16 protein-coding genes and 1 riboswitch are annotated in these 20,660 nt (G+C 45.9%); of the genes, 7 read left to right on the top strand and 9 right to left on the bottom strand.

Going from position 1 to position 20,660, the window contains the following annotated elements; translation table 11 throughout:
- Positions 1-152: 152 nt before the first annotated feature.
- The 4 genes from csdE to QQ041_RS21640 all read right to left on the bottom strand — a co-directional run bounded on the left by csdE (position 153) and on the right by QQ041_RS21640 (position 3,208).
- Positions 153-581: a cysteine desulfurase sulfur acceptor subunit CsdE gene (csdE, locus tag QQ041_RS21655; protein WP_285955026.1), complete on the bottom strand. Its 429-nt coding sequence runs from the start codon at positions 579-581 to the stop codon at positions 153-155.
- Positions 582-617: 36 nt separating this feature from the next.
- A complete protein-coding gene (tcdA, locus tag QQ041_RS21650; protein ID WP_017059899.1) occupies positions 618-1,427 on the bottom strand; it encodes a tRNA cyclic N6-threonylcarbamoyladenosine(37) synthase TcdA in 810 nt (269 codons plus the stop codon).
- Between the two features lie 113 nt (positions 1,428-1,540).
- The gene (mltA, locus tag QQ041_RS21645; protein ID WP_017059898.1) at positions 1,541-2,653 is read right to left on the bottom strand and encodes a murein transglycosylase A; all 1,113 of its coding nucleotides are present in this window, start codon (positions 2,651-2,653) and stop codon (positions 1,541-1,543) included.
- Positions 2,654-2,734: 81 nt separating this feature from the next.
- The gene (locus tag QQ041_RS21640) at positions 2,735-3,208 is read right to left on the bottom strand and encodes a DUF2850 domain-containing protein (RefSeq protein WP_060983350.1); all 474 of its coding nucleotides are present in this window, start codon (positions 3,206-3,208) and stop codon (positions 2,735-2,737) included.
- A 162-nt stretch (positions 3,209-3,370) separates the two neighbouring features.
- On the opposite strand from QQ041_RS21640, the gene argA reads away from it, so the two are divergent.
- Positions 3,371-4,708, top strand: coding sequence for an amino-acid N-acetyltransferase (argA, locus tag QQ041_RS21635; RefSeq protein ID WP_146491375.1), 1,338 nt, complete (start codon positions 3,371-3,373; stop codon positions 4,706-4,708).
- A gap of 282 nt (positions 4,709-4,990) precedes the next feature.
- Positions 4,991-5,182 (top strand): hypothetical protein, encoded by a 192-nt coding sequence (locus QQ041_RS21630; protein ID WP_004735192.1) that lies wholly within the window; start codon positions 4,991-4,993, stop codon positions 5,180-5,182.
- 79 nt (positions 5,183-5,261) lie between these two features.
- On the opposite strand, the gene recD is transcribed toward QQ041_RS21630, so the two are convergent.
- The 5 genes from recD to QQ041_RS21605 all read right to left on the bottom strand — a co-directional run bounded on the left by recD (position 5,262) and on the right by QQ041_RS21605 (position 16,106).
- Positions 5,262-7,472 carry an exodeoxyribonuclease V subunit alpha gene (recD, locus tag QQ041_RS21625; RefSeq protein ID WP_285955025.1) on the bottom strand — a complete coding sequence of 737 codons (2,211 nt, stop codon included), beginning with the start codon at positions 7,470-7,472 and terminating at the stop codon, positions 5,262-5,264.
- The gene (gene recB / locus QQ041_RS21620) at positions 7,472-11,146 is read right to left on the bottom strand and encodes an exodeoxyribonuclease V subunit beta (RefSeq protein WP_285955024.1); all 3,675 of its coding nucleotides are present in this window, start codon (positions 11,144-11,146) and stop codon (positions 7,472-7,474) included. Before recB ends, recD begins: the two co-directional genes overlap by 1 nt.
- A 240-nt stretch (positions 11,147-11,386) precedes the next feature.
- The gene (locus QQ041_RS21615) at positions 11,387-11,548 is read right to left on the bottom strand and encodes a hypothetical protein (RefSeq protein ID WP_285955028.1); all 162 of its coding nucleotides are present in this window, start codon (positions 11,546-11,548) and stop codon (positions 11,387-11,389) included.
- Between the two features lie 6 nt (positions 11,549-11,554).
- Entirely contained in the window at positions 11,555-15,028 is a 3,474-nt protein-coding gene (recC, locus tag QQ041_RS21610; protein WP_285955023.1) for an exodeoxyribonuclease V subunit gamma, read from the bottom strand.
- A 127-nt stretch (positions 15,029-15,155) separates the two neighbouring features.
- Positions 15,156-16,106, bottom strand: coding sequence for a TDT family transporter (locus tag QQ041_RS21605; protein ID WP_123322672.1), 951 nt, complete (start codon positions 16,104-16,106; stop codon positions 15,156-15,158).
- 208 nt (positions 16,107-16,314) lie between these two features.
- Here QQ041_RS21605 and QQ041_RS21600 point away from each other — a divergent pair, with 208 nt between their 5' ends.
- From QQ041_RS21600 to QQ041_RS21580, 5 genes are all read left to right on the top strand, one after another.
- Positions 16,315-17,211: a LysR family transcriptional regulator gene (locus QQ041_RS21600; protein WP_048608012.1), complete on the top strand. Its 897-nt coding sequence runs from the start codon at positions 16,315-16,317 to the stop codon at positions 17,209-17,211.
- Between the two features lie 88 nt (positions 17,212-17,299).
- The gene (locus QQ041_RS21595) at positions 17,300-17,593 is read left to right on the top strand and encodes a YebG family protein (protein WP_008223840.1); all 294 of its coding nucleotides are present in this window, start codon (positions 17,300-17,302) and stop codon (positions 17,591-17,593) included.
- 154 nt (positions 17,594-17,747) lie between these two features.
- A riboswitch (Fluoride riboswitch) is annotated at positions 17,748-17,831 on the top strand.
- Between the two features lie 192 nt (positions 17,832-18,023).
- On the top strand, positions 18,024-18,716 hold the full coding sequence (locus QQ041_RS21590; RefSeq protein ID WP_285955022.1) for an iron-sulfur cluster assembly scaffold protein: 693 nt from the start codon (positions 18,024-18,026) through the stop codon (positions 18,714-18,716).
- Between the two features lie 24 nt (positions 18,717-18,740).
- Positions 18,741-19,730, top strand: coding sequence for a GGGtGRT protein (locus tag QQ041_RS21585; RefSeq protein ID WP_285955021.1), 990 nt, complete (start codon positions 18,741-18,743; stop codon positions 19,728-19,730).
- A 229-nt stretch (positions 19,731-19,959) separates the two neighbouring features.
- Entirely contained in the window at positions 19,960-20,601 is a 642-nt protein-coding gene (locus QQ041_RS21580; RefSeq protein ID WP_285955020.1) for a MarC family protein, read from the top strand.
- Positions 20,602-20,660 lie beyond the last annotated feature (59 nt).

Here is a 20,660-nt window from a genome sequence, read left to right as displayed (position 1 = left end):
AGTAGCGAGTAGCGAGTAGCGAGTAGCGAGTAGCGAGTAGCGAGTAGCGAGTAGCGAGTAGCGAGTAGCGAGTAGCGAGTAGCGAGTAGCGAAATTATGTAGGGTTGGCGTTTAGCGTCAACCCTTTTTGTTTCTGTGTATATTAAGAAATGTTAAGCACTTAGCTCTTGGATTTGAGCAACAATCGCTTTTAATCCATTACCGCGGGATGGGCTTAGATGGGTAATTAAACCGATTTGTTCGAAGTAGCCATCAATATCGAACAATTGAACCTGCTCTGATGTTTTTCCATCATACGCAGCCATCACTAATGCAATCAGACCGCGAACGATGCGAGCATCAGAATCAGCACAAAAGTGCCAAACACCATCGATATTCTGAGAAACCAACCACACTTGGCTTTCACAGCCAGAGACAATCACCTGTTCACTTTTCAGTTCATCAGGCATAGTTGGCAGTTTCTTACCCCATTGAATCACTTGGCGATAACGGTCTTCCCAGCCGCTGAATGTCTGCATCTTCGCGACGATATCATCACTGGTAATTTCAGTGCCGAATGGAGAGCTTGGGAATGTGGTCATTTTAATATCCAGTCGATTATTAATTGAATAGAGACGTTACTTAGCGTGCTTTTGAATCAGCTTTTCTACAATACGTGAAACAGCCACAAAACCAAAAGTCGCCGTTACTACGGTTGCCGCACCAAAGCCCGTCGCACAATCCATGCGCTTTGGACCTTCAGCTGTTGCTTTCGCAGCACATACACTACCGTCAGCTTGAGGGTATTTCAGCTGTTCAGTCGAGAACACACAATCGATACCAAACTTACGTGCTGGATTCTTAGGGAAATTATGATGACGACGAAGGGTATCTTTAAGCTTCTTCGCTAGCGGATCTTGAATCGTCTTGGTCAAATCGGCCACTTTGATTTGCGTTGGGTCGATTTGCCCCCCCGCACCACCAGTGGTGATTACTTTGATTTTGTTACTGCGGCAATACGCCAGCAACGAAGCTTTAGCTTTCATGCTATCGATCGCATCCAACACAAAATCGAACTCTTTCGATAAGTATTCCGCCTGATTATCAGGACCGATGAAATCGTCAATCAGGTTAACTTTACACTCAGGGTTAATCAGCTTAACACGCTCGGCCATCACTTCGATTTTGCTCTTACCAACCGTGCCCGACATTGCATGAATTTGACGGTTGATGTTAGTCACACACACATCATCCATATCGATCAAAGTAAGCTCACCTAAACCAGTACGAGCAAGTGCTTCAACAGCCCATGAACCTACACCGCCAATACCGATAACACACACGTGTGCAGCTCTAAGTATGTCGACTTCACTATTGCCATACAGACGACGAGTGCCACCAAATCGTTGGTCATAGTTTTCTGAAGCTGGAGTGGTCAATTCACGCATTGTTGCCGCCAATTTATTTCTGAGAAAAAGAAAAGAGTGCGTTTTATACGCACTCTTGAATAAAAAGTCTAGGGGATTAGCGATTCGCTTTCAATGCCCTATTTTATTGTCGCTTACTCAACCTTTTCAGGAGGCAAAGCCCAAGGCGCTTCGGTTGCGCTGCCATCTAAGCCGAGCTTCCACACGCGACCAAAATGCTTGTAGTGACCCGCTTCAGTGCCTGCTCGCGGCCCCATACCATGGTAGAGATCCAAATGGTTCTGCTTAACCGCGCCGCCCGTATCCAAAACCAATAACAATCTTAATTGGTGCGCACCGCTCCAAGTACCATCCGCATTCAATAAAGGAACCTCAGCCAAAATTGGAGTTCCCATAGGCAAGATAGAACGATCGCCTGCTACTGCAGCCATTGGCAATAGAGGAATCCCAGCACTGCCCATTACTGACAAGTCGTCTCTCGCTTCAAAAAACACGAAAGATGGATTTTGCTCAAGCAACTCTTTGACCACTTCAGGATCGTTTGCCAACACCCACTCTTTGATTGCTTTTAGTGACATTTTTTCGCGTGGAACTAAGCCTCGCTCAATCAAAACACGGCCAATGCTTACATAAGCTTTATTGTTCTTACCTGCGTATGCGAAATACTGCAGCGTATCATCATCACCGAAGTGCACGAACCCACTGCCCTGCACTTCCATCATAAATGGGTCGATACGGTTTGCTGAGTAACCTAACTCAAGGCCTTGACCTTCTAATGCGCCGTTGTAAATCTCTTCGCGTGTTGGACACTCTTTACCACACTCAGGAAGCCCGTAAACTGGGTAACGGTATTCTTCATTCGCTTCGTGGCGCAGTTCCATAACAGGAGAAAAGTAGCCTGTAAACAAAACATTGCCTTGTTTATCACCACCACCTAGTTGAGCAGTTTGAACGCCAAAATTAGCGAGTTCGCTTGGATCTCCACTCAGCATCGCCCACTCATTGAGTTGTTGATAAAGCGGCTCATAGATTTTAGCCATTGAAGGGGATTTAGAAACCACCATCTCAGCTTGTTCTGCAAATGCGGTATAGTCTCTTGGTTTATTGGATTCAACCTGATCGACCTTATTCAAGGTACGAGGAAATTCGTCATCAAGGTGTTGTTGAGCAAGATCAGTGGGTTGAGCACAGCCAAATAACAAAGAGGCCGCGACTAGGGGAAGCCATTTTTTAATCACAAGAGTCATCCTAAAAATTCTATGCATCGAGGATGACAAAAACAGTCAGATAACACAATCGTAGATTGTAAGAGTTTACAATAAGATAACCTATCGGACGGAGTTATCGATGTGACCTTTAAGACGGAAGATGGGATTGTAGTGACTGTCAGAATCGAGCACCATTTCTGTATTGTCAGAGTTGGTCATGCGGAAGCGATAGGTTTTATCACCCGCCTTGTATTCAAAGTAATTACCGTCAAAATCAAAGGTCGTCGAAACAACAGATCCACGAACTGACACACCATTAGCATTCAGTACAAACTCATCTGTCGCATAATGTGCAACATCCTGCTCTATCCAAGTGCCATATATTAGATGATCAGGCGTCGCCGCATCTTGCACTCGGGAAAGCACATCACCAAATAAAGAAACCACAGCAAATGAACCCACCAAGGCTAAAACCATTAAGCAGCGCTCAATGATCTTACGCTTCAACTTAGATTGATTGCGCTGATCTGCTTCACTATAGAGGCCTTTAGTGATCTCATCGATCTTGTTCTTTGTAGCTGGAGCTTGCTGCATTCGTTTACGACTCATAAGGATGCTATGCGCATTCTACACTGAGACAGTTTATATATTGAAGCCTACATAAGAATAGTTTGCGCTTTATTCCAAAAAGGTGTTGTTTAGATTTGAATTTAAATGCTAAATTAACGAATAAATAAACACAAATGGACTTGTTCTGTGAAATTAAGAAGTACAGCGCTAGTAAAAGGTTTCAGACAATCAACCCCTTACGTGAATGCTCACCGTGGCAAAACCATGGTCATTATGCTGGGAGGCGAAGCTGTTGCCGATAGAAACTTTGGTAACATTATTAGCGACATTGCCCTACTCCACAGCCTTGGCGTGAAGATTGTTCTCGTTCACGGGGCAAGGCCACAGATCAACCAACTGCTAGCAAAACAAGATTGCCATACGCCTTATCATAAGAACATTAGGGTCACTGATGAATATTCTCTGGGTGTAGCAATGCAAGCTGCTGGACAGCTGCAACTTGCTATCACCGCGCGCCTTTCGATGAGCTTGAACAACACTCCGATGGCAGGTACTCAACTCAATGTGATGAGTGGTAACTTCATTACGGCTCAGCCGCTAGGTGTGGATGACGGTACGGATTATTGCCACAGCGGGCGTATTCGTCGAATCGATATCGAAGGAATAAATCGCACACTCGACCAAGGATCCATCGTACTGCTGGGCCCTATCGCTAGTTCCGTGACAGGCGAAAGCTTTAATCTGCTTTCTGAAGAAGTCGCCACCCAAGTTGCGATTCGTTTAAAAGCCGACAAACTGATTGGTTTCTGCTCCGAACAAGGGGTAACAGATGAAAGCGGCACTGTACTCGCCGAACTCTTCCCTAAAGACGCCAAGCAAATTCTAGAACGCTTAACGGAATCTCAAAAGCCTGCCGAAGACATGAGCACAGGAACACTGCGCTTCTTGAAAGGAGCGATCTCTGCTTGTCGTGCCGGAGTCCCTCGTTGTCACCTCATCAGCTACAAAGTCGATGGCGCATTAATCCAAGAGCTGTTCTCTTTTGATGGTATTGGCACGCAAGTGGTCATGGCGAGTGCCGAGCAAGTAAGACAAGCTCAGATTGATGATATCGGTGGTATCTTTGATCTCATTCGCCCTTTAGAAGAACAAGGCATCTTGGTTCGCCGATCAAGAGAACAATTAGAGCAAGAGATCCATCGATTTACCATTATCGAAAAAGACGGGCTAATTATTGGTTGCGCAGCGCTATACGCCTACCCGGAAGATCACATGGCAGAGATGGCGTGTGTTGCAATTCATCCTGATTATCGTGATGGAAATCGTGGGCAATTACTGCTGGATTACATGCGCCACCAATCAAAATCTCGCGATATCGACCAAATATTTGTCCTAACGACACACAGCCTTCATTGGTTCCGTGAACAAGGTTTTTACGAGATAGCAGTTGATGAATTACCGATGGAAAAACAAGGGCTATACAACTATCAACGTAACTCAAAGATCCTAGCACTTAACGTATAAATAAAGTTTTGGAGCAAAATCTCACTTCAACATAAAAATAATTGTAAACGTAATCGTTTTCTATATGAGATTTATTAACTATGCACTTTAACTCACACGTAAAATTGTATAGAATTTGGTCGCTTTAACAAAATAACAAATGTTTTTATTGGAATTACCATCTCGGTTGTCATATCACATGCATTGAGGTGGTCACTGCACGGATTGCTATACCCGTTGACGGTCAGCACGCTAACATTAGCTCTGCTCGTTAATATAAACAGCAAAAAGAGCAACATTGATATGAGAACCATTGTTTGTAACTCGCTGCAAAGTTTTTGGGATATGGCTGATAACCAATTCTTAGAAGGCCTAGACGTACACTGCGTGTTCCCTGTGAGCGAGAATCTAAAAGAGTTTATTTTGAATTGCCAAGCAAAATACAAGATAAACCACATATCGTTTACTCGAGCGTTTTTAAGCAAAGAGTCTTAATAACGTTCAAAGCAACCAGGGATGGTTGCTTTGTGTTTATCTAGCTTAAGTTCAAGTCCTTTCTAGCAGTAATTAACAACTAATTCGTTAAGCGACTGCCTAAACCACTCACTCGCTCTGTTTTCACCTTAATCCCACGCTTCAACACATTTGTGTCGCTGAACATCATCAGTCGTTTCTTGGCACGTGTAATACCGGTATAGATAAGCTCTCGCGTTAAAATAGGGCTGAAATCCGGCGGCAAGATCATTAAGGTCAGATCAAATTCACTCCCCTGAGATTTATGTATCGTCATCGCATAAGCTGTTTCATGATCGGGCACTCGGCTTGGTAGCACAGCTTTCACGCTGCCATCGGGCAACTCAAAATAGACCTTCAAGCGAGGAGTTGAATCAGGTTGGCTTGAATCCGCCTCAAGCATACAAATACCAATATCACCATTGTATAATCCCAAGCCATGATCATTTCGCGTCACCATGACAGGTCGCCCGTGATACCACAGCTCGTCGTTGTGTGGGTTCACTAAACGTCTTGCGGCAAGCGCTCTTTCAATTCGGTGGTTGAGGCCTTTAACACCAAAATCACCTTCACGAATAGAACACAACAGTCGGCATTGACTGAACAAATCGAGTACCGATTTGGCTCTCGCGTCTTGAGTCTCTAACTCTTCCAATGGCACATTCATTCGGTTGAGATACGCACCATACTCATGAACCAAGGTACGTAGCATCAAGTTATAGCTGTCGCTCGATAGAGGATGGTTCTCAATATCGCCAAATCCTTTGCCGAACACTTGGTCGACTTGATTTGCAGAGCCGTTATTGATTGCTTTTGCCAACTGCCCAATACCAGAACGCGCATCGAAACGGTAACTCTTCTGCAGCATACACAGACTATCTGCAATCGCCGGAGAATTAACGGCTCCCGCTTTTGCCTGCTGTGTATTGGCTATCGCATCAAAACCCGTCATCTCCGCAATCAAGTTGCCTTGTGCACTGCTGTAACCCGCAGAGTTGAATGAACAGATATCACCTAACACCGCACCGGCTTCAACGGAAGCGAGTTGGTCTTTATCCCCCAGCAAGATAAGCCTTGCATGCTCAGGAAGCGCATCCACCAGCTTATACATCATCGACAGATCGACCATCGATGCTTCATCCACCACCAAGATATCAAGGTGAAGTGGATTGCGTCGGTTGTGTCTAAACTCAGCCCGGTTAGAAATCGCACCAAGCAATCGGTGCAAAGTGCTCGATTCCGTTGGTATGTTGGCTTTTACTTCAGGCGCTAAAGGCAGTTGCTCAATCGCTTTACCAATCGACTCAGTTAAACGCGCCGCCGCTTTACCCGTTGGTGCCACTAGCTTAATCGTTGGGGTTTTACCTTGGCTGAGTGATTGCTCGACCATCGCCGACAATAACTTGGTTACCGTGGTTGTTTTACCAGTACCCGGTCCACCAGAAATCACCGCAAAGCGACGACTCAGAGCTACTGCTGCTGCCACTTTTTGCCAGTTCAAACATGCCGATATCGGTACCAAACTGTCTAGAACACCTAAGTCCGCTACCTGCTTAGCTTGGACGATCGCTTGATCGATTGCGCCCCAATTCAGAGATTGCTCATCGACGATATCAAGATGATCACATACCAGCTGTTGACGCAGTACCTGAGACGTTTGTTGGTTTGCTTCAGCCTTGGCTAAAGCGTTAAACAGAAAGTGATAACTACGTGCAAAGAGCTGATTGAGTGTTTCCGTCAGCGCCTTTTTCTGTTCAGTATTAAACTCTACCAGCTTACTTAAACGGTTTAACGTGTTTGCCAGTACCACCTCGTAGTTCCAATAACGCTGTAAGTAGACACGCTGTCCATCAAACATCAGCGGCTTAACACAGTCATTGGTTGCTCCAACTAAATTGGACGATTGAAGTACCGCCAACCAATCAATACCTAACAACTTTTGGTTCAATTGCAGAGCCGTTTCACCGTACAACCCAAGTAACTGGGCTAGATCTGCCGTTTGTTCATGGCCTGTCGTATGCTGCTGTATCAGCTGAGTACAAATGTGTCCTTTGCCTAATTCATGGCTCACTACCCCAGCAAGAAAGCCGATCTCTTGAGAGTAACTCGTGGCTTGCTGAGCAATAAAACGAGCAAATTGATAATCCAACTGACGAATAGAACCCTTATCCGCAAGAAACTGGAGTACATCCACAAGTTGCTCAGGGATAAGTGAAACTGGCTTTGCTGTGTTCGCAGTCTCTATGCTGGTATTAGTGGTCGTTGTTGTCATTATAAGAGCCCCATCTGTCCAGTTTCATCGTCATTCAATTGTGCTGAACGTCGGTCTATCACTTTACCGTCAATCAATTGATCCATTTCATCAAGTAAAGCCAATGTTGGTTTCGCCGAGAAAATCCCTTGCTGAGATTGGCCGTCCATGCCTCGTAAGAACAAGTAATAAACACCACCAAAATGTTGTTCGTAGCTGTAATTGGCAACACGACTACGTAAAAAGCGGTGCAGAGCCAATGCATAGATTTGATATTGCAGATCGTAGCGATGGTCGGCCATCGCTGATTTCAATGCTTCGCCATGGTAGACAGCAACATCATCACCTAAATGGTTCGATTTCCAGTCGAGTACATAGTATTTACCTTGGTGCTCAAACACCAAATCGATGAAACCTTTCAGCATACCTTGCACGGTTTGGAAACCTAGGTCGCCGGCTTTAGCCGATAACGGGTCGTGATATTGAATGATTTGATTCAGTTCAGATGCGGCCAACACTTCGATAGGCAACAAGAACTCCATTTCGACTAATCGTTGAGTCGAGTCTTTCTCACTTAGCTTTAGATTTTTGCCATCCAACGCGGTGTTCAGCACCGTGTCGACCAGTTGCTGAAGCACAGGTAGCCACTCTAATTCATATTGCTCTGATTCTAATAAGTGAGTGATTACTTGCGTGTTATGCTCACTGGTTGCTGGTTCGGTAAATTCAACCTCCTCAAACAAGGTGTGCAAGAAAGTACCTGGGCGAGCACCACGTGGGAACGTAAAGATAGATCGTTCAGGTTCAATCAACTCAGATTCATCCTGCTCATCAGCCGAGTCAATATCAAAGCCAGATACCTCAATGGTCGCGTCATGACTCGCACCGTGACTGCCTTGCTTTACAAGCCCCGAGTAACTGGTGATACGCCAAGCCCTGTCGATTGAAGCCTTTAGCTCGTTCGCATGTAAGTCTTCGCTCACTTGCTCTGTCTGTACAAACACTTGCTCGTGCGCGGTTGGAGTCTCGGCTAGCAGCACACTTGAGTTCTTGCCCTCAATGGCTGCAAGAGCCTGATGCAATTCGGCAATACCTTGCTCTTGACCGTTTTGAACCAAATAGCCCATCGCACTCAAATGCACGCCGGTCGGCTCTTTGGTTGAACGCCCTTTACGCAGTGGCGCCATACCAATAAAACAGCCATAAACCGCACGAGTCAGTGCTACATAAATCAAGCGTAGATCTTCCGCCAAACGCTCTTTATCCGCTTGAGCTAAGGCACTGTCACTACCTGTAATATCCAGTACTGTGGTATCTGAATCATGGTCGTAGAATTTGCCTTCGCTCGCTTCTCGGTAACTCGCGACAAATGGCAGAAATACTAAGTCATATTCCAAACCTTTCGACTTGTGAATGGTAACGATTTGAACCAAGTTTCTCTCCGATTCAAGACGCTGAATGTCATCTTCACTCCCGCCTAAACCATTTTGAGCATCGGAAATCGCTTCTGCTAGCCAACGCAGCAAGCCATAGTCGCTATCAAGCTCTTGCCTTGCCTGTTGCAGCAATTCGCCTATGTGCATCAAGTCGGTGAGTGAGCGCTCACCATTTTCTTCTTCCAGTAAGCGTTCCGCGAGATGTCGCTTGCTGATCACACTGCGCAGCATTGGTAGCACGCCACGCTGTAGCCACAACTTACGATACTCACGAAATTCGTTAACGACATTTTCCCAAACCACTTCATCATTGTTGAGTTCATCCAATGAAGCCGCATCCAGAGCGAACAACTCGGAGGCTAGACTCGCGCGCAATGCTCGGTCATTCTCAGGTGTCAGCACCGCTTGTAACAAGCGTTGAATATCTTGCGCAACCAAGCTGGTGAATACACTGTCTCGGTTAGACAAATACACGCTTGCAATGCCTTGTTCAGAGAGTGCATTCTTGATCAGACGACCTTCACTACCAGTTCGAACCAAGACTGCAATATCACCCGCATTCACGGCATGTTGTTTTTTACCGTTATCAAAATAGGCTTGCTGGTTTTGAGAAGCGGTCAGAATAGTTTGAATTTGACTCGCCGTCGCCTCAGCCATTGCCTTGTGATATTCGCCCTTTGGTAACGGCTTGTCTTCAGCCTCTTGTAGCCAAAAGGTGAGTGCGTGCTGAGTTTCTCCGTTCATCACCCATTGGCGCTTATCAGCCGATGGACTGGCTGCAACAGGCAAAAATGGAATGTCTTGATCATAGATAAACGGACTATCCGAATTCATAAACACTTGGTTTACTGCACTGACCATATCAGCACTCGAACGCCAATTAGTGCCTAAGGTGTAGTGAGCACTAACCTGGTTTCTCGCCTTGATATAGGTAAAGATATCTGCGCCACGAAAGCCATAAATCGCCTGCTTCGGGTCACCGATCATAAACAAGCCACATTGCGGGTTATCGAGATAGATTCGGCTAAAAATACTGTATTGCAGCGGATCGGTATCTTGGAATTCATCGATCATCGCCACCGGGTAGAGTGTGCGAATTCTGTCCACCAGCAAGGATTGCTCATCGACATCTATCGACGCGGATAACTGGGTCAGCAAGTCATCAAACGACAACCACTGCTTCTGCTGTTTAGCCTTGGCTAGCATTGTTCGACAATGGGTAATCGCATGCGCCAATAACGGAGCTTTCAAGTCGGCAGGGTTATTTAAGAAATCTTCAATCGCTTCGAAAACGACATGCTGCGGTGCGGTGCCTTTCGGTGTTTTCTCGATTAAAGTGGCTTGAGAGAACTTCTCTAACTTGTCTGGATATTGATAATCATGGGTGTCGCTTTGCGCCCATGCCGTCACCGCCTCTAGCCATGTCGGCAGAGATTTCTTGGTGTAACTGCGTTTGTTCACATCCGAGCCAGAGATCAAAGCCAAAAAGTCCGCTTCAGACTCACACCACAGCGCTTTGAGCTGCTTCACTTTGTCTAGGTTCTGGTTGTGCAGAGTTTGCAAATCACCCGACATCGCGTCGACGGTTAGCTTCAATGGAGAACCCGTCAGATAACGATTGACGTCTGCTAACAATGCAGCCGGTGAACCCCAGATATTACGCACCTCACCTGCTAGCTGAATAGGTAGCGGGTAAAACTGCTTACGCCAATAGTCGGCTACTACTTGCGCTTTAAGATGGCTTTCATCTGTCACAAACTCATTATCAAATCGGCTGCCAGACTCGAAGGCATTTTGAGTCAACGTTCGCTGACAAAAGCCGTGAATGGTGTAGACCGCGGCTTCGTCCATTTGCCTTTCGGCATTGAGCAGTGTTTTTGCAGCGCCAGCATGATCTTCGATTTCTTGCAGCAAAGGAGCAATTACTGGGTCGTCACTTTGCCCGCGAGCAAACGCAATGCGCGCATCATGGATTCGAGCACGGATACGATCTCGCAGCTCAGCCGTTGCTGCTTCAGTAAAGGTCACCACCAGAATTTGGTCTACAGTTAGTGGCTCATGGTGTCGGGTGGCTTCTGTAAGCTCACCTTGTGGTGTTGCCGTGCCGTGTCCGAGCAGTAAGCGTAAGTACAAGCCAGCGATGGTAAATGTTTTACCTGTACCCGCCGATGCTTCAATTAAACGCGCGCCATGAAGTGGAAACGTCATGGTATTGAGTGTCTGTGGAGCAATTACCTGAACACTGCTTGTGGTCGTCATGCCTTACTGCCTTCTGATAAATATGTTGTTACAAATGTGACCTAGCGTGGAAAACGTCATTCAATTTACGTCCTACGCTGATTTGTTAATAGTTAGTGCGATCTCTCTCACGGATCAATTCAGATCGCCTCGCTACTATGCGCCCACGAGTTCAGGAGCGCGATTCGAGTCTTATACTCATTGCCTACTTAGAACCACAGAATAATGGTCCCTCTGACCTGTGGCCGTACAGCGAACGCCCTACACTAATAATGATTTACTGGCGGCCACTTTATTTCCTGTACCTTGCTTCTCTTCATCTTGATTCCCTTCACCTTGAAAGCAAGCGTCCCAAATGCTTACCAACGACTCTCTTTCGTCTTTCATTAGTTCAGCGTACACACAATTGATCTTATCGATCACAGCCACTTACTCCTGATCTTCCAGATCGGCAGCAGCCAACCTTGCCGCCTGTAACACAAGCGTTGAATACATACGCGACTCAGCCGCCAGCTCATCGTCCCACTTAGGCCAAATACGCGAGATGTAGGTATCTCGACCCTCGCCCGTGAAAGCGAAGCTGTCATTAAAAGTATCGGCCATTTTCTTGAGCGACTTCTCTTCATCATCGACCCATTTACCGCGGCTAAAACCCGCTTCAACGCCGGCCAAGGCGGTTTTCGGGAAGTACGGCAGTGGTGCCGTCATACCTTGATAAAACAGTCGCACTAACTCAGCCAATAAACTCTTCGCCTGCTGCGCATCACCGATAGGTTGTAGCGTTTGGTGAACCACACCTTCTTTTCTGTCATAACCAATAATATGAGTCGTTTTGCCATGCCCCATCACTGCGCAACACAAGTGATCGATCCACGCGCCCAAGTAATCTTGCGAACGAATTTTGCCACTACGAAAACGTACCAGCCCCGATTGATAGTTTTGAGTAAGCCAACCCATCAAACGAACGGGTTTACCCTCGCCTAGCACGTCAAATTCAATATTTACCTCAAGATCTTGCTGTGGCTGCCCACTTACAAATCGAATCTCTTTGGCTAAGTCTTCCGCTTGAACACGGTTGGTTTCAAATTCAATGTCACCAAAAGCACCAACCGGTAATCGACCTTGAGCTTTTTGCTCAGAAACAAACAAGCGAACCGCTTCATCAGCCCCTTCTGGATGGTCTAGCAACACTTGCAGCAGAGCATCCTTAAGCTGGAAGCTTTCTAAGCCATTAAGCACGAACGGCTCATCGTCTTCCATTACCGGAAGCGGTGGCTCAAACACTACTTTTAGGCGACGATTAAAGAAGTATTGTACCGGCAAGCGCCAGAAACGCTGCAGTTCAACCAGATCGAGTTCTAACGGATAAGTCGCACCAAGCAAATAGTCATCCAAGGCACGATTAAATTCGCCACTGCGTTCACCGGAACGGTTAGCCGCAGGAAGCCACTCTTTGGCGTAGCTCAATACATGACTTTCATCACCTTGTGTAAAGGCTGCCGGGCTAAACGGGGTCATGGTGTGCTTAAAGCTGATCGCTTGAGTCAGCTTGCTGCCTGAATCATCACTTGGTAGCGCTTGATCTTCACTTAGGCAGTAGTTCTGCTGGCAGTACTCAATCAACTCTGAAACCAATACCGACGGCACTCGCTCAGTATTATCTTGAATCGAACGGCCGACATAACTGATGTACAAACATTCTTGGGCCGACAACATCGCCTCTAAAAATAGGTATCGGTCATCATCTCGACGAGAACGGTCACCAGGACGGGTGCGTCCATTCATCAAATCAAACCCTTCTGGTGGCATTGAGCGAGGGTAAACACCGTCATTCATGCCTAATAGACAAACGGTTTTGAACGGGATAGAACGCATCGGCATCAGGGTACAGAAGTTAACTTGCCCCGCTAAGAAACGCTGACTGATACGCGCGCCCGACAGTTTATTATTTAAATACTGATAAATGATGCTTGGCGATAACTCTTGTTCGTACAAGGCATCATCAAGCTGTTCATTCAATTGAGAAAGCGCATCGCGAATCGACTTAAGTACCACCTCGCCTTCTAGCTCAACGGCGAAGAAATCGTCAATCATTTGCAGCAAGGTTTCACGCCACATATCGATGGATTGCGTCTCAGTAAGGCGTTGACGGTAATGGGCAATACGGTCAATAAAGTGCGCTAACTTACCTGCAAGTTCAGCGTTAATGCCCTGAACTTCGTTATAAGCTGCAATTGGAGAGTGTTCGGTTTCAAACAGGCCCGCAGAATCCGACATCGCATAACCCAATAACATTCGCTGGATACCAAATAGCCAGGTATTTTGCTCAGTAGCAGGTAAGTCGAACTCGGTTGCAGTAGACGAGTCAACGCCCCAACGGATCCCCGCTTCTTCAACCCACTGCTTAGCTTGCTCAAATTGAAATTCATCAATACCAAAGCGTGCCATCATCGCTGGGATTTCTAGTAGCTCTAGCAGCTCAGACGCTAAACAACGCGTGTTCGGTAGCGCTACCAGCTGCATGAACGCGGTCAGAATTGGGCTCTCTTGGTCTGCCGTTCGATCCGAGATCGAGTAAGGGATATAACGTTCCCCCGGAGCATTACCGAATACCGCCTGAATCGCAGGGCTGTAGGCATTGATGTCTGCCACCATCACGATGATGTCGCGTGGCTTTAATGTCGGGTCAGCGTCAAACATTGCTAACAACTGATCATGAAGAACTTCAACCTCACGCATAGGGCTGTGACAAGCGTGTACCGTCAACGAGCGATCGCCCAGCTCAACCACCTGTTTGTGGTTGCTGGAGTCTAAAATTTCATCATTGCGATGCTCTTCCAACTCAAGGATATCTCTTTGAATTTGATGCAGTAAGCCATTTCGCTCTACATCAATAAAAAATTGATACTCCTCAGTATCTCCCTCAGAAAGCAAAAGTAAGTTGTCGCGACCTAATTTTCCCATCGAAGCTAACAAGTTATTTCCAATGGCATTATCAATATGTAGTTCATCATGCACTTCATATTTTCCCCCTTCCATAAGGGAAGAAGAGCCAGCTGATGAGAGCATATTGTTAGACAAAGCGAGCTTTTTACGTTGCTTAGCCTCAAACCTTGCTAAGTCTTTAAGGCTTTTGATGTCTCCCCAATAAGGCTTACTTGGATTGGTAAACATCAGGTGAACATCAATCTGCTCACCCAGCGCTTTCAAGGCATCCATGTAACGAGGAGGCAGCGACGATATACCAAACACAAACAGACGTTTCGGCAAGCGTTGTAGCTGACCTTGTTGGTTGGCTAGCGCTTCAATGAAGTCGTGGTACAGGTTACCACGGTGATATTTCGATTGGCCTTGAGACAGGGTTTGCTCGTAGAGTGCCTTCCACAAAATTGGCTGCCAAGGGTGTTCTTGCTGCCCTTCACCATCAATCAATTCTGTAACGGGCTCGCCCGCTTCCCACATCGCCATCCACTCAGGACGATATACCAAGTATCCATCGAAGATATCGGCAATCTTCTCAGCCAATTGATACAGCTTCGAATCATCTTCGTCGTTTTCAAGATAGCGTTGTAAGGGTAAGAAATCAGGGTGGTCAAGCTTAGCGGGTAGCAAACTCATCAGCTTCCACGTCATCGCTTCTTTGTTAAAAGCACTGCGCTTAGGCACATCAGGAAGCACTTGGGTAAACATATCCCAAATGAAGGTTGCTGGGAGTGGGAAATCGATATTTGCTGCTACGCCAAATTCTTTGGCGAGTTCCATCTTAAGCCACTGAGACATACCCGGGCTCTGAACCAGAATCTGCTCTTTTTCGAAGGGATTGGCTAAAGGGTCACTTTTGATTAAGTGAACGAGAAGAATTTTTAAAGTATCAACTTTATTGGAATGGTAAACAGTAAACAAAGTGCACTCACGCTAATCTTGCCACAATATAAAGCCAGATTAGCATAAGTGCTAAGTTTGGATGAGCAATATAAGCTTATGAAATACGGAAAACTTAAGCTTCGTTTATCTTTTGAACTATCGCCTCTTACAATCTACCCGCTACCGCGCCTAAAACACGATGAGGTTTGTAGTTCATGTAGTAACGAACAGCGACATAACCCACTACCAATGTAGCCACAATCAATTCAAGATACGCTAGGCCAAACACTTGATTGATGTAATGCGCTTCAATACCTTGTGCTTGCATCCACGCAGCCAGTTTAAACAAGGCTGTTGCACCAATCACGATTGGGAAGGTAAACGCTGCATAACCAGGGCTGAATGGCAGACGAAGTAGTTTGAAAAACGCCATATAGATAATGAACGTCATCAACACTGCAATACCAAATAGCAAACCAATAATCACTGGTGAAGGGCTTGCTGTCACTGTTAGATAACCCGCCAAAGATAGGCTTGCCGGTGCTGCCATAATCGCAATCGTTGGTTTTGCCGCATCTGGCACTTCGTGAGAGAAGATCAAGCGGTAAACCATTATTGGTAGCATTACTGCGTAAACCAATAAGCCGAATACCAAAGTCGCGTTAGCTACTGGCTCTAAAACTGGATTACCAGAGAAAGAAACGTCAGCGACGATAATACCGATCGGTGGCACAAACCAGCTTGGTACCATGTGGTGAATCTCAAAGTTTTTAGCTCTGTGGTACAAAAAGCTCATTAGAAACACAACGTGCAAAGCCACAGAAGCCAACCACATAGCTTCTTGTAAGAATTGAGAGATTGGCGCCAAAGACGCTGACACCACCATGCACCCCATCGCAAATGTTGGTACCACACTGCCGACAACAGGATGAGCAAGATCTTCACGCAATAGGTGGCCATGAATCAAAAATTTCACAGCTAAAACAAGAAGCAATACCGCTGCAATACCTGCACTGATCCACTGGACTAAGCCTGGAGTGTGCAAAATACCTTGTGCGACTAAAACTCCATCCCAGCACCAGCCTAAGCTTGCGATTGCTAGTGCTAACCCTGCCATGGGTGTTGGAGCTCCTGTTAATCTATATTTAATACGTTGAATCATGTCAGCCTCTCTTAAACTTAATTCACTAAACTTGTGAACTCATCAGCTTGTTGAAGCCATAATACGCTTGCGCTTCGTTAAACAATATCCAATTATATATAACAAGTGTTCATCAATACTGAACATAACCCATTTTCACCAGCAGAGTAAAACTAGGGATCTGATGGCTAATATTTCAATTAAACAACTCAAAGTGTTTGTCACCATTACCCAGCATTCGACGCTTACCGCCGCATCAGAAGCGCTGTTTTTGTCTAAAGCTGCGGTCAGCATGGCACTAGGCGAAATGGAGAAACAACTCGGTCACTCTCTATTTGACCGGGTCAACAACCGATTAATTCTCAACCAAGAAGGGCATAAGTTGCTCCCATTGGCCGATGAGATATTACATCGTGCTGCTGGTATTGATGTTTTGTTCCGTGACGACCAGCCCTTAAGTGGCAATCTAAAGGTAGGCGCGAGTGACACAATAGGTAATCAGGTTGCGCCATTTATTCTATCTGGCTTTCGTGAACGAACTCAGCATCAGGATCAAAGCTTGTTCATTTCAAACAGTGCCCTGATCTGCCAAAAGTTGGTGGATTATGAACTTGATATCGCGCTAATTGAAGGAAAAACATTACACCCTGAACTCATTTCGAGTCAGTTTAGCAGCGATGAAATGTGTATTATTGTTAGTAATCAACATCCTCTCGTTTCAAAAGAAAAAGTGACTTTAAGCGATTTGGAAGATAGTCACTGGATTCTACGTGAATCAGGCTCAGGGACCCGCGAGTTTTTCCTTCGTGCCGTTGCGCCTCGCATCGAACATTGGTATGAATCCTTTGAACTCAACACCACTGAAGCGATCATCAATTCAGTTTCAGCCAATCTTGGATTCGCTTGTTTATCACGATTGGCGGCGCAACGAGCGATTGATTCAGGCCGAGTGAAAGCGCTCGATGTGCCACTCGACATGAAACGACGTTTCTGGATGCTGGTACACAAGGACAAATACCAGAGCCCACTACTGAAATCTTTCATGAGTTATTGTGAAGACTGGGCTACACATCAAGATTGAGGCCGCATTGTTAGGGCTCCAACTGGACTTTTAACATCAGAAACTGTATAAAAAGCCAGTAAAATTTATCAAACTTAGAGGATTAACCATGGCTGTTATCGTCAAGTACGTGGTGGAACGCAACGGAGAAGAGAAAATGACTTTTACCTCTAAAGCCGAAGCCGACGCATACGACAAAATGCTGGATATGGCTGATGAGCTTTTTGAACTTTTAGGCAAAAGCGATTTAGTTGAAGATGAAGGCAAGCAAGAAGAACTTGCAATGTACCTAGCAAAGAACAAAGAAGAAGTTCTTTACGCATTAGGTGCTAAGCGTAAGCCAGCTCCGAAAAAAGCTAAGAAGCTTGAAGCTGTTGAAGACGCAGAAGAAGATGCAGCGTAACTAGCTGGAGTTCTCTAAAAAACGTCAATGACACCTCTAATCAGAGTCCGTTATTGGCGTTTTTTTATGCTTATCGAAATATAATGAACTCTGTTTATAGTCGAAATCGCTCTAAACATTCGCTTACACAAAAGTGTGATGAAGATCTAATCTATAGCCATCAGGTGATGGGGTTCCACCTAAGCTTTTGCTTCAACCGCCCGTTCTTTTGAACCGTGCTAATGACTCCTACAGAATCGAAAACAGGTAATACTGTTGGGTGTATCGCTATTCCTCCATTTTGAAATGGACTTAGTCTATTAAGACCGAGCTTCATGAGCCTTTGGATTATCGATACTCAAGATCTGTAGTGAATTAGCCGCACCTCTTCCAACACGTCCTGTTTTCTCAACGCCCTAGGTCATTACGACTTTATTAGTGAGAAAACATTATGCATTACTCTTCAGAAATTCAATCCATGTGCCCTATTCAAAGGGGTGATCTGCACAATTCAGCGCCAATTCCAGTTGAAGGCGCAATGGTTAGCCCAAAAGATGTCATCGCTATTTCTGGCTTAAGCCATGGCGTGGGCACTTGTGCACCACAACAAGGTGCAGCCAAACTGACACTTAACGTAAAAAGCGGCATCATCGAAGAAGCGCTAATCGAAACGATTGGTTGTTCAGGCATGACTCAATCAGCCGCGATGGCAGCCGAAATCCTCACTGGAAAAACCATTCTCGAAGCACTCAATACAGACTTGGTGTGCGATGCGATCAACGTAGCGATGCGCGAAATCTTCCTGCAGTTTGTTTACGGTCGAACTCAGTCTGCATTCTCTGAAGGCGGCCTAGAAATTGGCGCCGCATTAGAAGACCTAGGTCAAACACAGCGCAGCCAAGTAGGTACTAGCTACTCAACCTCAGCGAAAGGCGTTCGTTACCTAGAGCTTGCAGAAGGTTACGTGACCAAGCTTGCACTTGATGATCACAGCGAAGTGATTGGCTACGAGTATCTCAACCTCGGAAAAATGATGAAGGCGATTAATCAAGGTGTACCAGCCAATGAAGCTGCTGACCTTGCGACGGGGACTTACGGTCGCTTCGATGAAGCTGTAACCACCATTAATCCACGCCAACAATAATTTTTGCCAATTTAGAGGAAAGATATGATGAACACTCAATTTAATGAATCAGTAACTCGCGTATTGGCAGAGATGAACTTCGACTCTTTGGAGCAAGCGAACCAATATTGTAAAGCCCACAACGTTGATCCAAAAGCCATGGTGATGGACACCCAACCTATTGCTTTTGAAAGTGCTGCCGATGCTTATATCCTTGGTTCAGCACTAGCTCTATTCCGCAAAGCAAGCAACGCTGAGCAAGCTGCGAATATCATTGGTGAAGGCCTTCAAGCATTCACCAAACCTGGCAGTGTTGCTGAGCAACGCCAAGTTGGTATTGGGCATGGCGCGCTAGCAGCTCGTCTTCTAAATGAAGAAAGTCACTGTTTTGCTTTCCTTGCGGGCCATGAATCTTTTGCTGCTGCAGAAGGTGCGATTAAAATTGCACTCAACGTCAACAAATCACGTCAAAACCCATTGAAAGTGATCTTAAATGGTCTAGGTAAAGATGCGGCTTACTTAATCTCTCGCATCAATGGTTTTACCTATGTTCGCACTCAATACGATTACCAAACAGGCGAGCTTGTTGAAACAGAACGTCGCCGCTTCTCACAAGGCCCTCGCGGAGAGATCTTGTGTTACGGCGCTGATGATGTACGAGAAGGCGTGGCAATTATGCACAGAGAAGAAGTGGATGTAAGTATTACGGGTAACTCAACTAACCCAACTCGCTTCCAACACCCTGTTGCAGGTATCTACAAAGCAGAACGTACTCGCCAAGGTTTACCTTACTTCTCAGTTGCTTCAGGCGGCGGTACCGGCCGTACATTGCACCCAGATAACGTAGCAGCAGGCCCAGCGTCTTACGGCATGACAGATACCATGGGCAGAATGCACGCTGATGCTCAGTTCGCCGGTAGCTCTTCTGTTCCGTCTCACGTGGCAATGATGGGCTTCATCGGTATGGGTAACAACCCAATGGTCGGTGCGACAGTTGCATTAGCTGTGGCAGTAAGCGAATCTCAAAACGCATAACGGCAACATCAAGCACCACGATCTATTCATAGAATAGAATCCGTTAACTGAGAAACAAGCAGTAACAGACGACCAAAACTCTACACCTATCACTAAAACCAAACAGCCAGCCTTATGCTGGCTGTTTTTTATTCACACTTCATCTACTATCTATTTCTAATAATTATTTGTATCTAAGATTAAAGACATTCAGCTGTCGCATTTAACTGCATATTTTCAAAGGATTAATATGAAAGAGCTCATCATTCATACCATTACCGTGTTCATGGGCTTTTTTGCCATAATGAACCCTATCGCCAACACTCCGATCTTTCTTGGATTAACCGGTGACAATGACAGAGAAACGGTCAAATCCATCGCCTTCCGTTCAGTGTTTATCGCATTCATCATCGTCAGTACTTTTGCGCTCTCTGGCAAACTGATCTTTGATCTCTTTGGTATCACACTGTATGCACTGCGCATCACAGGCGGTATTCTGGTCTTTTTGATTGGCTTCCACATGCTGCAAGGTGACTCAACACACGCCAAAGCGAAGGAGAAAGTCAACTCAGACGCCCAACGAGACGCGGCGCTAAGCATCGCAGTATCACCTTTAGCCATGCCAATTCTGGCAGGCCCCGGCACCATTGCCACTGCGATGAACTTTGCCAGCACAGAGGGGATTTACGAGACCATCATTACCATTGTGGCATTTGGCCTCCTCTGCACCCTAACCTATGTCTTATTTGTATTCGGCGAGCGCTTCGTTAAAGCAGTTGGACCAAGCGCATTGAATGTAATTACACGAATGATGGGGTTGATACTCGCCGTTATCGGTATGCAGATGCTGATTGAGGGGATAGAACAGGCTTACAAGGCGCTGTTTGTTTAAGCTCAAACTACGAAAATCTAATACAAAAATAGCCAACTATTTGCTGGCTATTTTCTTTG

The organism is Vibrio sp. TMPB1044, from assembly GCF_030442075.1.
GTDB classification, from domain to species: domain Bacteria; phylum Pseudomonadota; class Gammaproteobacteria; order Enterobacterales; family Vibrionaceae; genus Vibrio; species Vibrio satsumensis.
Note: the sequence above shows the minus strand (reverse complement) of the source record. Positions and strands in the feature narration are given on the sequence as shown.